15 protein-coding genes are annotated in these 13,672 nt (G+C 64.2%); 8 read left to right on the top strand and 7 right to left on the bottom strand.

Features of this window, described 5'->3' with window-relative positions; genetic code table 11:
* Positions 1-6: 6 nt before the first annotated feature.
* From AC13C7_RS06685 to dusA, 4 genes are all read right to left on the bottom strand, one after another.
* Positions 7-231, bottom strand: coding sequence for an SDR family oxidoreductase (locus AC13C7_RS06685; RefSeq protein ID WP_172319062.1), 225 nt, complete (start codon positions 229-231; stop codon positions 7-9).
* Positions 228-344 (bottom strand): SDR family oxidoreductase, encoded by a 117-nt coding sequence (locus tag AC13C7_RS06680; protein WP_172319060.1) that lies wholly within the window; start codon positions 342-344, stop codon positions 228-230. Before AC13C7_RS06680 ends, AC13C7_RS06685 begins: the two co-directional genes overlap by 4 nt.
* 117 nt (positions 345-461) lie before the next feature.
* Positions 462-1,286 carry a sulfite exporter TauE/SafE family protein gene (locus AC13C7_RS06675; protein ID WP_482866986.1) on the bottom strand — a complete coding sequence of 275 codons (825 nt, stop codon included), beginning with the start codon at positions 1,284-1,286 and terminating at the stop codon, positions 462-464.
* A gap of 72 nt (positions 1,287-1,358) precedes the next feature.
* On the bottom strand, positions 1,359-2,348 hold the full coding sequence (gene dusA / locus AC13C7_RS06670; RefSeq protein WP_482866985.1) for a tRNA dihydrouridine(20/20a) synthase DusA: 990 nt from the start codon (positions 2,346-2,348) through the stop codon (positions 1,359-1,361).
* Positions 2,349-2,461: 113 nt separating this feature from the next.
* Here dusA and AC13C7_RS06665 point away from each other — a divergent pair, with 113 nt between their 5' ends.
* Together AC13C7_RS06665 and AC13C7_RS06660 are read left to right on the top strand one after the other, a co-directional pair.
* Positions 2,462-3,550: a site-specific integrase gene (locus AC13C7_RS06665; RefSeq protein ID WP_482866984.1), complete on the top strand. Its 1,089-nt coding sequence runs from the start codon at positions 2,462-2,464 to the stop codon at positions 3,548-3,550.
* An 89-nt stretch (positions 3,551-3,639) separates the two neighbouring features.
* On the top strand, positions 3,640-4,830 hold the full coding sequence (locus AC13C7_RS06660) for a DUF932 domain-containing protein (protein ID WP_482866983.1): 1,191 nt from the start codon (positions 3,640-3,642) through the stop codon (positions 4,828-4,830).
* Positions 4,831-4,904: 74 nt separating this feature from the next.
* Here AC13C7_RS06660 and AC13C7_RS06655 read toward each other — a convergent pair whose 3' ends face one another.
* Both AC13C7_RS06655 and AC13C7_RS06650 read right to left on the bottom strand, forming a co-directional pair.
* Positions 4,905-5,606 (bottom strand): RES family NAD+ phosphorylase, encoded by a 702-nt coding sequence (locus AC13C7_RS06655; RefSeq protein ID WP_482866982.1) that lies wholly within the window; start codon positions 5,604-5,606, stop codon positions 4,905-4,907.
* The gene (locus AC13C7_RS06650; protein WP_482866981.1) at positions 5,603-5,992 is read right to left on the bottom strand and encodes an antitoxin Xre-like helix-turn-helix domain-containing protein; all 390 of its coding nucleotides are present in this window, start codon (positions 5,990-5,992) and stop codon (positions 5,603-5,605) included. The genes AC13C7_RS06655 and AC13C7_RS06650 overlap by 4 nt, the downstream gene beginning before the upstream one ends.
* Positions 5,993-6,162: 170 nt before the next feature.
* Here AC13C7_RS06650 and AC13C7_RS06645 point away from each other — a divergent pair, with 170 nt between their 5' ends.
* The 5 genes from AC13C7_RS06645 to AC13C7_RS06625 all read left to right on the top strand — a co-directional run bounded on the left by AC13C7_RS06645 (position 6,163) and on the right by AC13C7_RS06625 (position 12,184).
* Complete coding sequence (locus AC13C7_RS06645) at positions 6,163-8,295, top strand: ParB/RepB/Spo0J family partition protein (protein ID WP_482866980.1); 2,133 nt, start codon at positions 6,163-6,165, stop codon at positions 8,293-8,295.
* 99 nt (positions 8,296-8,394) lie between these two features.
* Positions 8,395-9,438, top strand: coding sequence for a DUF7146 domain-containing protein (locus tag AC13C7_RS06640; RefSeq protein ID WP_482866979.1), 1,044 nt, complete (start codon positions 8,395-8,397; stop codon positions 9,436-9,438).
* Between the two features lie 251 nt (positions 9,439-9,689).
* Entirely contained in the window at positions 9,690-10,616 is a 927-nt protein-coding gene (locus AC13C7_RS06635) for a DUF2493 domain-containing protein (protein ID WP_482866978.1), read from the top strand.
* Between the two features lie 118 nt (positions 10,617-10,734).
* A complete protein-coding gene (locus AC13C7_RS06630) occupies positions 10,735-11,187 on the top strand; it encodes a hypothetical protein (RefSeq protein ID WP_482866977.1) in 453 nt (150 codons plus the stop codon).
* 658 nt (positions 11,188-11,845) lie between these two features.
* The gene (locus tag AC13C7_RS06625) at positions 11,846-12,184 is read left to right on the top strand and encodes a DUF736 domain-containing protein (protein ID WP_482866976.1); all 339 of its coding nucleotides are present in this window, start codon (positions 11,846-11,848) and stop codon (positions 12,182-12,184) included.
* 257 nt (positions 12,185-12,441) lie between these two features.
* Here the strand turns inward: AC13C7_RS06625 and AC13C7_RS06620 are convergent, their stop codons facing one another.
* Positions 12,442-12,885 (bottom strand): hypothetical protein, encoded by a 444-nt coding sequence (locus tag AC13C7_RS06620; protein WP_162631124.1) that lies wholly within the window; start codon positions 12,883-12,885, stop codon positions 12,442-12,444.
* A gap of 193 nt (positions 12,886-13,078) precedes the next feature.
* On the opposite strand from AC13C7_RS06620, the gene AC13C7_RS06615 reads away from it, so the two are divergent.
* Positions 13,079-13,534 (top strand): Cap15 family cyclic dinucleotide receptor domain-containing protein, encoded by a 456-nt coding sequence (locus tag AC13C7_RS06615; protein ID WP_482866975.1) that lies wholly within the window; start codon positions 13,079-13,081, stop codon positions 13,532-13,534.
* Positions 13,535-13,672: the final 138 nt, after the last annotated feature.

Here is a 13,672-nt window from a genome sequence, read left to right as displayed (position 1 = left end):
CCCGGGTCAGTCGTCGGGGAAATCCACCACCTGCCCCGCCGTGGTGCCGCCGTCGATGACGAACTCCGACCCGGTCGAGAATGTCGCCTCGGTCAGCAGGAACCGGACCAGGCGCGCGACCTCCTCGGGTTGGCCGAGGCGCGCGATGGGTTGCTGCGTGATCGAATCCTCGTCGATGCTCTTTGTCTTGGGCGCCCCCTGCGCGCGAGACGGCGGCGGACCAATCATCATGGCAGGACTCGTCGAGCGCCGCCTTGCGCCAGAAGTCTGGACGTCGCCTTGCCGATGCCGCTGGCTCCGCCGGTCACGATGATCTTGAGGTCGGAAAGCGGGTCGATGGGCATGGGGTGGGCTCCTCTTTACTGGGTGACGAGGATCAACGCCGGGGGGGGGATGGCCGGGTTCCGGGCGACCGAAATTTCGAAATTTCGGATCAGGGCTTTCGAAAGCCCTTGGCCCCGTCAGCCCCAGAACGCCTTGCGCAGCATGTTGAGCGCCATGATCATGATGAAGACCGCGAAGACGCGTTTCAGCGGCTTGGGGTCCATCGCATGGGCCAGCCGCACGCCCCAGGGCGTCGTGATCAGCGTCATCGCCACGACAACGGCGAAGGCCACCAGGTTGACCTGGCCCACCATGAAGGGGGGCCGGTCGGGGTGGTCGCCGCTGACCATCAGGAACCCCAGGACCGAGGGCACCGCGATGATCACGCCGAAGCCCGCCGCCGTCGCCACCGCGTTGTGGATCGGACGGCCATAGAGCGTCATCAGCGGCACCCCGAAACTGCCGCCGCCGATCCCCATCAGCACCGACAGGAAGCCCACCAGCGGCGACAGGATCGCCCGTGCCCATCCGCCCGGCATCTCATCCCCGAGCCGCCAATGCGCGCGCCCGAAGGCGAGGTAAAGCCCGACCGCCAGCGCCAGCACCCCGAAGAGGACCATCAGCGCCTCGTTGCGCAAGCCGCTGGCCGCCACCACGCCAAGCACCGCCCCGATGGCGATCCCCGGCCCCCATGCGCGCAATATCCCCCAATCGACCGCGCCCTTCCTGTGATGCGCCATGACCGAGCGCAGCGACGTCACGATGATTGTGGCCAGCGAGGTGGCAAGGCAGATCTGCATCAGCTCCGGCGTCTCGTAGCCAAGGGCTGCGAAGGCGAAGAAGAAGGCCGGGACCAGGATGATGCCGCCGCCCACCCCAAGAAGGCCCGCGACCACACCGGCAAAGGCGCCGATCGCCATGATCAGGGCCAGGAGCGGCAGGACCTGGGACAACTCGGGCATGGGCGGGGGCCTTTCGGGGGGTAACGGCTGCGTCAGGTATTGCAGGCGCGGACGGGAAAGGAAAGCGGGCGGTCAGGCGGCGAATTGGCGGATGGCGGAGAGGCCGGCCTCGATCACCTCCGTCCCCGCGCCGGGCAGATGCGCGCGTTCCGACAGTGTGCGTTTCCAGTGCCGCGCGCCGGGGCGGCCCGCGAAGAGGCCCAACATGTGCCGGGTGATCTGGTTCAGCCGACCGCCTGCCGACAGGTGGCGCTCGATATAGGGCAGCATGGCACGGGCGATGTCCTCGGCGGTCTTCGAAGACTTGCCTGCGCCGAAGATCGTGGCATCGGCGTCGAGCAGCGTGTTTGCGGGCTCGTGATAGGCCGCGCGCCCGATCATCACCCCGTCCATGCCCGCATCGAGGTGGCTCTGCGCCTCGGCCAGGCTGGTGACGCCGCCATTGACCGAGAGGTGAAGATGCGGAAATTCGGCCTTCATGGCATGAACCAGCGGATAGTTCAGTGGCGGGATGTCGCGGTTTTCCTTGGGGCTGAGCCCTTGCAGCCAGGCCTTGCGCGCATGGATGGCAAAGCGCGTGACGCCCGCCGCGCTGACCGTGCGCAGGAAGGCGGGCAGCACCTCCTCCGGGATCTGGTCATCGACACCGATGCGGCATTTGACGGTGACCGGGGCGGGGCTTGCGGCGATCATCGCGGCGGCACAATCGGCGACCAGGCCGGGGCGCTCCATCAGCACAGCACCGAAGGCCCCAGATTGCACCCGGTCCGAGGGGCAGCCGACATTGAGGTTGATCTCGTCATAGCCGAACTCCGCCCCGATCCGCGCCGCCTGGGCCAGGTCATGCGGGTCCGAACCGCCCAGTTGCAGCGCCACGGGATGTTCCGCCGGGTCGAACCCCAGCAGCCGGTCGCGGTCGCCATGAATGAGCGCGGGCGCGGTGACCATCTCGGTATAGAGCAGCGCATGCCGCGTCATCAGCCGGTGGAAATAGCGGCAATGACGGTCGGTCCAGTCCATCATCGGCGCAATAGACAATCTAGCGTGTTGATTTATCTGCATTTTTTGTGTATCTTCAAACTGTTGGCGGCGGATGCTGCTACGCTGGAATACGCCCCAATATCCCCGAATTTGCCCCTCTACGACGACTCATTGCACACACAGCGCACATGAAAATGGCTTCCATCACCAAGCTCCCCTCCGGTGCATACCGGGTCCAGATCAGACGAAAGGGCCGCTACGCGAGCGAGACGTTCCTCCGCCGCGACGACGCCCATCGTTGGGCCCGCCAAGCGGAGACCCGGGTCGATCAGGGGCTGGCGCCGAACAAGTCGTCCGTTTCCCGCCTCCAGACCTTTGGCGACCTCATCGATCTCCACATAATCGATATGTGCGAGGTAGGCAAACCGCCGCGTCGCAGCAAGGCCGCCACGCTCAAGACGCTCAAGCGCGATCTCGGGAAGGAGAAAGTCGGGCACCTCGACCGGCAAAAGCTGATCGACTACGGCAAGATGCGCGCCGAGCAAGGTGCCGGTCCGGTGACCCTCAGCATCGATATCGGCGTGATCAAGATGATCATCACCCATGCGGCAGCCGTGCACGGGCTCGACATCTCTCCCGAACCCGTTGATCTGGCGCGTGTCGCGCTCAAGCGGCTCGGCCTCATCGGCAAAGGCACCGAGCGGGACCGCCGCCCCACCACGGACGAGCTGAACCGCCTCTTCCGTTGCTTCGATGACAATGAACGCCTGACCCTGCCGATGACGCGGATCGTCAAGTTCGCGGTGGCCACGGCCATGCGGCTCGACGAAATCTGCCGCGTCGAATGGACCGATCTCGACGTCGACCGACGGATGCTCCTCATCCGCGATAGGAAGGACCCGCGCAACAAGACCGGAAACGACCAGCGGATACCACTCTTCGCCGCCACGGGGTTCGATGCCTGGGCATTGGTCACCGAACAGGCCAAGGAACTCGGGCACGCAAGGGGCCGGATCTTTCCCTACAACTCGAAATCGGTCGGAACGGCCTTCCGGCGCGCCTGCGTCGAGGTCAGCGTGAAGGACCTGCATTTCCACGATCTACGCCATGAGGGCACAAGCCGCCTGTTCGAGGCCGGCTTCGCGATCGAACAGGTCTCGCTGGTCACCGGCCACAAGGATTGGAAAATGCTGCGCCGGTACACGCATATCCGCCCGGAAACGCTGCACCGGCTTGCCGCGTCGCGCGCCCCTTCCCCGCTCGAGACCCGCGCGGCCGAGTGATCCGAGAGTCAGAGGGGTGCCGTCCCGGCCCGTGACGGGTTTGGAGGTCGAGAGAGAGGCTTTCGGCCGCCCGTCGCGGGAGAAAACCCATGAATACCGAGATTATCGATGCCGGGCGTGACATCAGCGGCGGCTACAAGGTGGATGTGTCGCGCGGCACGAATGTGGACCGCGTGTCGTCGGAATGGTTCTCGCGGCCCGATGACGAGCGCTATCTGTCGCTCGACGACCTCTTCGCCTCGGTCAAGGGCCGAGCGGAGCGGAGCCGGACGCGCACGGTGGAAAGTGCTGCGATCCGGGTCGAGGCGCATCGCGACAACCCGGAGAAGCTGGGGCTGGTCCTGCCCGGTGCGGATGAACCCATCGCGCCGACGCATTGGTCCTTTGGCCAGCTCTCGAGCCTCGTCGGCGCGCCCGCCGCCTATCTGCGCCAACTGCCGGCGCCGCTGGCGGGCATCAACCTGCAATACGGGCTGACCAACCACCGTGCCGAGCAGATCAAGACCATGGAGGTCGCGGATGGCCGCACGGAGCTGCGCGCCGTGACTGGCCCCGACTACGGCCGCATCTACGACCACGAACTCGTTTCCGCCGTCCAGCGCATCGCGGGCAACGGTACGGGCGACACGCGCTGGAAGGTGCCGGGCGTGCTCGACTGGTCGACGGGCATCTACAACCCGCGCGTCGACGTGACGAAGGAGACGACGACGCTCTACGCCTCGGACCGCGACGTGTTCCTGTTCCTCGTCGATGACCTCAACCCGATCGAGGCGGGGCTGCTGCCCGACGGCTCGCCCGACCTCTATTTCCGGGGATTCTATTGCTGGAACTCGGAGGTCGGCGCCAAGACGCTCGGCATCGCCAGCTTCTACCTGCGCGCGGTCTGCCAGAACCGCAACCTCTGGGGCGTCGAGGATTTCCAGGAGATCACGATCCGGCACTCGAAATACGCCGCCTCCCGCTTCGCGCATGAGGCCGCCCCGGCGCTCAGCCGCTTCGCCGAGTCCTCGCCCGCGCCGTTCATCGACGGCATCCGCGCGGCGCGGGAGAAGATCGTCGCGCGGTCGGACGAGGACCGTCAGGATTTCCTGCGAAAGCGCGGGTTCTCGAAGGCCGAGACCGGGCGGATTGTCGAGACGGTCTTGGCCGAGGAAGGCCGCCCGCCCGAGAGCGTCTTCGACTTCGTGCAGGGGATCACGGCGGTGGCCCGGTCGAAGCCGCAGCAGGATGCGCGGTTGGTGATGGAGGGCAAGGCGAAGGTCTTGTTGGAGAAGGTATGATTGCGTTGAATACGTACGCTGTTCAAACCTTTATCGAGATAATCTCAACCACTGAATGAAGATTTCGAGGGGCGCTATAGCCCCTCGACCGTGAACTCGGGCGCACCTTGCCAGACCAGCTTCCAGCTCGCGCCCGGGCGGACATTCTGGATGATACCGGGATCGAAGGCGACGAAGCACCGCCCGCCCGGGTGCCGCACGGATGGGTAGATCAGCCCACGATGCCCCTCTGCCCTCAAGTCGGCGGCGAGACGCTGGCCGGCCGGGTAACCCCGCTCGGGGGCCGGATCGAGCGCCGCATGCGCCTCGCCGTGCAGGTCTGGGTGCAGATCCGGGAAATCCCCGATGAAATCCGCCAGCAACTCGACGTAGCGTGCCTCGTCCTCGTAGCGGCCGATGAAACCTAACTCGCGGGTCCGGTGAAACCCAACTTCCTGCGCGCTCGTCAGCATGTCCCAAGCGCAGTACCACGCACCGCGGTCGCCAGTGTTGAACCGGTTGCCCTTGGGCCTCGTGTAGGTGAATGCCGCGTTGATATGGCTCTGACCGTAAAGGGTCAGGTCAAGCGACCGCCGCGCGAAGGCCAGTTCTCGGCGGTCGAGCGCGGGACTGCCCTGCGCTTCGGCGATCAGGCGGGCACTGGTCTCGCCTTCGATCTCGGCGAGAATCGCGGCCTCCTCGTCGCTGTCGACCAGCCCCCGCAGCACCGGCGGCTTGTGATGGGTCTCGGAAATCAGCCTGACAAAGGCACGGTCATTGACCGACGTGATCCTCAAACCCCGCCCCGCAGCGCATCGACATAGCCCCGCACGCGCAGGATCTTGGGCAATCCTCCCTCGATCATCGCGTCCACGGGCCGCGCGCCGTCAAACTCCGGACCTCGGTTCGGCAGCTTCGCCCAGTCCCGCGAGATCGGCTCGTTGAAGTAAAGCTCAAGCGACTTGTAGAGGCCGATCAGCGCGCTCAGGCGCAGCATCTGGTCCCGCGTCAAATCCCCCGCAAAATCGGGCTTCTTCGCTCTCTTCCAGGTCGAGTCCGACATATCCGCCAGTGCTGCCGCCTCACGCAAGGTGAGCGACCAGGCGTCCGCGATCCGGGCGAAGGCCTTAAGAGCGACCCCCTGCCGATCCGGCGCAGGACGTTTCAGAACAACGTTTTCCATATGTTGGCGCTCCTTCCTAGTTTGACTGATGATATAAGCTCATATGGATTGTTTTGCAAGTCCATATGAGCCATGTGGTGTCTCAAGAGTAAGAGGGTTGCCGGGTTTTCCGTGACGGGTTTGGAGGTCGGGAGAGTGGCTCCCGGCTGGCCCGTCGCGGAGTAATCCCGATGACCAAGCAACAGAAAATCACCCTCAGCGCCTCGCGCGACATTCCCTTCAACAAGTTGATGCTCAGCCAGTCGAACGTGCGCCACGTCAAGGCGGGCGTGTCGATCGAGGAGCTGGCGGAGGACATCGCGCGGCGGACGCTGCTCAGTTCCATCACCGTGCGGCCCGTGTTGGACGACAGCGGCGCCGAGACCGGCACGTACACGATCCCCGCCGGCGGGCGGCGATTCCGGGCGCTCGAGCTGCTCGTCAAACAGAAGCGCATGAACAAGACAGCACTGGTCCCCTGCATTGTGCGCACCGATGGGCTCGCCGAGGAAGACAGCCTCGCCGAGAACGTGCAGCGCGCGCCGCTGCACCCGCTCGACCAGTTCCGCGCGTTTCAGGCGATGCGCGAGAAAGGCCGGACCGAGGAGGAGATCGCCGCGGCCTTCTTCGTCTCGGCCAGCGTGGTCAAGCAGCGGCTGAAGCTCGCCGCCGTCGCGCCCTCGCTGCACGATGCCTATGCCGAGGAGGATATGACGCTCGACCAGCTCATGGCCTTCACTGTCAATCCCGATCACGCACGGCAAAGCCAAGTCTGGGAGGCGCTGCAGCGGCACTATTCCCGGCAGCCTTACGAGATCCGCCGCATGCTGACCGAAGGCGCGGTGCGGGCTTCGGACAAGCGGGCGCAGTTCGTCGGGACGGGCGACTACGTTGAGGCCGGGGGCGAAATCCTGCGCGACCTGTTCCAGCAGGACGACGGCGGCTGGCTGCAGGATGCAGCCTTGCTCGACGTCATGGCGCGCGAAAAGCTGGCCGAGGATGCCGAGGCGGTCCGTGCCGAGGGCTGGAAATGGGTCGAGGTCGATACCGAATTCCCCTATGGCCACACCTTCGGGATGCGGCGCATTCACGGCGAGGCGGTGCCGATGACATGTGAGGAAGCCGCCAGCTACCAGGCGCTGAAGGCTGAATACGACGCGCTCGAGGCCGAGCATGCAGAGGCCGACGAGTTGCCCGACGACGTCGATACCAGGCTGGGCGAGATCGAGGAGGCGATGGAGGCACTCGAGGCGCGTCCGATCCAGTACGAGGCAGAAGATCTCGCGCTGGCGGGAGCCTTCGTCAGCATCGACAGCTCCGGGCGACTGCGGGTCGAACGCGGCTATGTGCGGCCCGAGGATGAGCCTGTGGAAGAGGTGGAGGACCTCGGCGATGTCGCGTCCGAAGCGCCGACCATCGACGACGCGGATGATCCCATCGCACCCGCCCTCGACGACGAGGAGGAAGAGGACGACGGCCTGAAACCGCTCTCCGACCGCCTCGTCATGGAACTGACGGCCCATCGCACCCTGGCACTGCGCAATGCGCTGGCCCAGGATCCACAGGTCGCCTTCCTCGCGGCCCTGCACGCGATGGTCCTGCGGCTCTTCTACCGCTACGCCGTCGACAGCTGCGTCGAGATCGAACCGCGCAACGCGGGATTCGGATCGCAGGTGCCGGGCCTCGGCGACACGGCCTACGCGCAGGCCATCGACCAGCGCCACGAGACCTGGGCGCGCAACCTGCCGAAGGCCTCCGAAAACCTCTGGGACGCGCTGACCGAGTTCGACAGCTGCAGCCGCGAAGCGCTCTTCGCCCATTGCGTGGCGATGAGCGTGAATGCGGTCCACGACCCCTACCAACGCCGGCCGCGCGCCATCGCGCATGCGGATGTGCTGGCCGGGACCGTAGGGCTAAACATGGCCGAGGCGGGCTGGACGGCTAGGGGTGACAGCTACCTCGGCCGCGTGACCAAGGCCCGCATCCTCGAGGCCGTGCGCGAGGCGAAGGGCGAAGACGCCGCCGACCGGATCGCCGGGCTGAAGAAGGCCGAGATGGTGACCGCTGTGGAGGACTTGCTCACCGACACCGGCTGGCTACCCGAACCGTTGCGCACGCCGCCGCTGCCGGAAGAGGACGCACCGGAGATCGAACTGATCGACCACGCTGACACCGCCGATGGAGGACCTTCGGACGACGATCCCGACACCGGCGAAGCGCAATCGGCGGAAGACGGCGGCGAACCGGCTATCGGAGATTCCGAACCTTTGGGCGAAGATGATCCCGTCGCCGGTGACGCCTTCGCCCGGACAGCCGCCGAGTGACCTTCGAGCAGGTCGGAGCTCCTTCCCCCGAGTTCCGGCAGCCGGGGTCCGCCAGAAATGGCGGGCCCCTTTTTCTATCCACGACAGGAGGCACAGAACATGCACAGCCCCGCCGCCGACATCGCGCGCCGCCTTGCCGAGGATGCCGAGGCGGTGTGCCGGCATTGTCTCACGAACGGGCGCAAACAGGGCCGCTACTGGATCGTGGGCGATGTGCAGAACACACCGGGCCGCAGCCTCTATGTCAGACTGACCGGTCCGATCTCTGGTCCTGGCGCCGCCGGAAAATGGACCGATTCCGCAACCGGGCAGCATGGGGACCTTCTGGACCTGATCGCCCTGAACATGGGGATCACCACGCTGAGGGACACGCTGGACGAAGCGCGCGGGTTTCTCAGCCTGCCGCAGACGGACAGGCACCGCGCCGCCAATCCGCCAGCCTCTCGCGGCTCACCCGAGGCAGCGCGGCGGCTCTGGGCCATGGGCCAGCCCATGTCTGGCACCTTGGCAGAACGCTATCTCGCAGGGCGCGGCCTCACAGGGCTGGGCCATCTCGACAGTCTTCGGTTTCACCCGAACTGCTTCTACTGGCGCGAGGATCAAGCGCTGACAGACCCGCCCGAGGCCTGGCCCGCCCTGCTCGCCAAGGTGACGGACCTCGATGAACGGCTTACCGGCCTGCACCGCACCTGGCTTGACCCCGCCACTGCGGACAAGGCCCCGGTCATTCCACCGCGCAAGGCGATGGGCAATCTCCTCGGCCATGGTGTTCGCATCGGCAAACCGGTCAGCGTGCTGGCCGCAGGCGAAGGGCTGGAGACCATGCTCTCCCTGCATCTTGCGCTGCCGGAGTTGCCTGCGGTGGCGGCTCTGTCCGCCAATCATCTCGCAGCCCTGCAGCTGCCCGCCGATCTTCGCCGCCTCTACATTGCCGTCGATGCCGATCCGGCAGGCCTGTCCGCCGCAGACCAACTTGCGCATCGGGCCATGGGGGCCGGGATCGACGCGATCCACCTCTCCCCCCGTCTCGGCGATTTCAATGACGATCTGCGGGCAATTGGCCGCGACGCGTTGCGCGCGCATCTGCGTCCGCAACTGGTGCCCGAGGATGCCGTGACCTTCCTCGACCACGCCATCGATTGATCGGGATCGGCGCAGCCGGCCAGCGCCTCCGCGATCTGAGCCACGCCTTCCAGCCTTCCGAGAGCGGGCAAAACGGAGCAGAGCCCGGACGGGCCCACAACGGCCATGGCCGTCCTCCGCTGCGCTCCGGTTCCACCCCATCGCGCGGGCGCGACGGGGACCCCTGAGAATGCAGACCCGCCCGGCCCCCGCTTTTCCGTTGCCCGGGAAGGCCGCGAGAGGCGCGGTCTTCGACAAACGGAGACGACATCATGACCGACACACATCTTCAAACCCGATCCTCCACCGCCGTCGTGCTCGAGGAACTGCAGCTCTACGGCTGGCGCCCCTTCACCGACGAGCCCGATCCCCGCCCCTTGCCGGAGCCCGACGCCATTCGCACCGCCGTCGTCGACATTTTCGACGCGCTCGCCTCGACGCTGTCCGACACGCGGCTGGAACCAGACCTCGAAGATCTGCTCTGGTCCACCACGAACCTGTTTCACCGCATGGCGACGCGGACAGGCCGGGATCTCGACAGCAACGAACAGGCGCAGAAACGGGCACAGCGCGAACAGGACGGATCCGAAGTTCGCTCGGTCGAGCTCGAGACCCTGATCGCGGAGGGCATCACGCTCATCGAGCGGCGCAATGCCTTTGAGGCCATGCGCGATCTCGCGGCCGAGGGCTTCGAGGCGCATCTCGGCCAGACCTGGCACCCGCGCACGGGCAGCCACGTGAACCGGCGCACCCTGACCGCCTCGTTGATCGACAGCCGCGATCACATCGCCGCCAAGCGCCGGGCCGATCTGGAACCGCTCCTGCCCCAAGGCACGAAGATCGCCTTCACCGGCGGGCTGGACTGCAACGATCACGCGGCCATCTGGGCGGCCCTCGACCGCGTCCACGCGAAACACGCTGACATGGTCCTGTTGCACGGTGGCGCACCGCGCGGGGCCGAACGGATTGCCGCCGCCTGGGCCGACAACCGCGAGGTGACGCAGATCGTCTTCAAACCCGACTGGACGCGGCACGGCAAGTCGGCTCCGTTCAAGCGTAATGACCAGTTGCTCGACACCCTGCCCATCGGCCTCATCGTCTTCCCGGGCTCGGGCATCACCGAAAATCTCGCTGACAAGGCCCGCGCGATGGGCATTCCCCTCTTCGACTTTCGTCCGAAAGCCGCCCCACCGGCATGACCGGATTTCCGCCGACGCCCGCCCCGGTCTCTCCCGGGGTGGGCCGTTTTCTGCTATGATCTGCCCGTGCCAATGGAGGAGGTGGCGGCGCGATCCTTGTTCTCGAAAGGAGTGCCTCATGTTTTTCTCCACCCTCTTCACGCTGTTCGGCCTTGGTGCCCTCTGCTGGATCCTGTTCAACCTGGCCGTCTACGCCCTGCCCTTCGCGATCGGGCTGACTTCGGGCATGTATCTGTATGAAACGGGCCAAGGCGTTTTCCTGTCGATCATTGCGGGCCTCTTCATCGGCGGCTTCGTCGCCGCTCTCGGAGAATTCGCCTTTGACCGCATCCGTTGGGCCCCACTCAAACTCGCCATCGGTCTGATCTACGCGGTCCCCGCCGGGATCGCCGGGTTTCATGCAGCAAAGGGTCTTGCCGAATTCGGCAGCGCGGGGACCTTCACCATCACCTTCTTGTCCTGGCTGGGCGCGCTGGTTGTGGGCGGGACCGCTTGGGCGCGGGTAACGGGTTGGTCCGAGGTCAGCGCCATGTCCGACCCGCATCCGCACAGGTCTTACGACGAACACTGAACGCCCGGTGAAGCTTCCGCAGCAGCATGCTGTCAGCGACGTCGTCAGTGTGCGCCGCAACCGATTGCTTCAAAAGGTCTCGATCCTCGCCGACACCGCAGCGTTGCGGTTGGGCGGGACCGGCCAAGCAAAGCCAGATCACTGAGACCCACATTGAAGCGCATGACCCCGGTCGCGCATGCACCTGGATCGCCGGCAGACCGAACATCACGGCAGACAAGCACAGACACGGCGAGAGGGGGCAATCCCGGAGTAGCGAGGCACGTCCAGGACATGCACCGTTTCTGGCTGCACGCTATAGCCTGTTTTTGCACGACGCATGCTGCCGGGATCTTGCGCGATCCAAAGGTAGCCTGTCATTCCCTCATCCATGGCATAGCGCCACGCGTCCCTTGCGGGCCTCTCAGCGGCTGATCTGACCGGGATCGGCTGACGCCTCGACCGCCTTGGCCGCAACGGCCGGTCCGGACTTTCTTCCCCTGGCGCCCCCGAACAATATCGGGTCCGCCATTCCTCGCGGAACAAGAAAGACCGGCCTTGCCGTCCTCCGCTGGCGCTGCGGGCCACAGGGGCTGCGTCGGCGGATCGTCCCGGTCCTGACGATCGCCATCGAGGCCGCTAAAGGCGCGGGCTCGGACAAGCCAAAAGGAGATATGACATGGCCACCATCGGAACCTTCAAGAAGACCGGCAGCGAATACGTCGGCGAAATCGTCACCCTGAGCGTTCAGGCGAAAGCCGTCCGCATCGTCCCCGAGGACAGCACCCCGAACGACAACGCCCCCTCCCACCGCGTCTTCGTCGGCCGTGCCGAGATCGGCGCCGCCTGGTCCAAACGCTCGACCGAGGGCCGCGACTACCTGAGCCTCAAGCTCGACGACCCGAGCTTCACCCAGCCGATCTACGCCAACCTCTTCGACGACACGGTGATCGAGGGCGGCGAAGAAACCTACAGCCTCATCTGGTCGCGCCCCAACACCCGCCGCAACGGCGACTGACAGCAGACCGCCCCGCCCGGGATCGCCGGGCGGGGTGCGCTTTGCTCTCGGTGGTTTGGCAACGAGCGGCTTGGAGTCACATTTGAAGCTGACAAGTCCGGCCCACAGCCGACATTCGCAACCTTTATGGCGCTGCTATGCAGCACTCTTTGAAGTGTTTACTTACCGAGCGTACAGGACGTCTCAATGCTGATCGATCGTAAAGCGGGGTAAGATGGACATCTGCTGACTGATCACTTTCTGGCAGTCGAGTCGCGTCACTCGTCATACCAATAAGCCTGTCCACTCTCGAAAAAAATTAATCTGCCGGGAGCAATCGTGCAGCACATATCGACGTTTTGGGCCATGGATAGTGAGAGTACACTATTGTAAGCGGAGCCAAGATTTGGCTCTGGAGCATGAGGCTCATGCCTACTGACAATTCTCATTGACCATGCTGACAAACGATATGGTTCGCCTTTGCTAGCACGTCGAAAGATCACCGCACCGTCATGCACACTTGGGTTAAGCTGAACAGCTGCAGTCAAAACCTGAGCGACAGTCGCATCGAACGGTGCTCCGACCTCGGGCATGGGCGACCGTCTCATAGGTAAGCAATCTTCACGGGATACTTCACCTGTTGCAAAAACCAGTATGATCGGGTGAAAAGGAAGTTCAACGTGCCGCAGTTCGGCAAGTGCTTGCTTCAGATCATGACACACGGAGGCCTCCTTGCTCAATCGGTTTTCTGTCTCAGTTCTGCTTATCATTGCCACCGTGGTTTGGGGAGGGTTCCTTTGGATACTGGGAATCGAGCTATCGTGGGACCACGCTAAGCCGTACTCGCTTACCTTGGCAGTACTCACATCATCGCTCTGGCTCTTTGACAAGCATCTATGGAAGACTCGACCGATAATGGCCTTTTGTAAAAGGCCTAATCTGAACGGCACGTGGCAGGTCAACCTGCAGTCTTCCTATGTCCACCCAGAAACTGGTGAGCGAGTTCAAGAAATTGAGGGTTACGCGTCTATACGTCAAACATTCTCATCTATTTCTGTTCGCCTAATGACGGAGCAAGCTGACTCTTTTTTAATTTCAGGAAGCTTTGATATCCAAGACGATGGTGCGGCCTATTTATATGGTATATACCAAAGTGATCCATCCATCCTCCTTAGATCCAAAGTCAGTGAAATACACTATGGCAGCTTCAAGTACAAAGTGATTGGTAGTCCGCCATTTGAATTAATTGGGCATTATTGGACGGATCGAGCGACAAGCGGTTCTGTAAAAATTTTCGGTAGGAGAAATGAAATTGCCGATAGTTTCTCTCACGCGTCGAGTCTCAACCATTCAGATGGTAAAGCAGATTAAGGACTCTCTGAAGAACCTCCCCATTTCGGCGTGATCTGGTAGGATTCTGGCGGATGACAGAGGAGCCCGCCGATGCCTAAGCAGCCAGCCATTCCCGGCCTTCGTGACGCAATGAAGAAGAAGGTGACGCGGCGGGAG

The organism is Alterinioella sp. B-7, from assembly GCF_056857775.1.
Note: the sequence above shows the minus strand (reverse complement) of the source record. Positions and strands in the feature narration are given on the sequence as shown.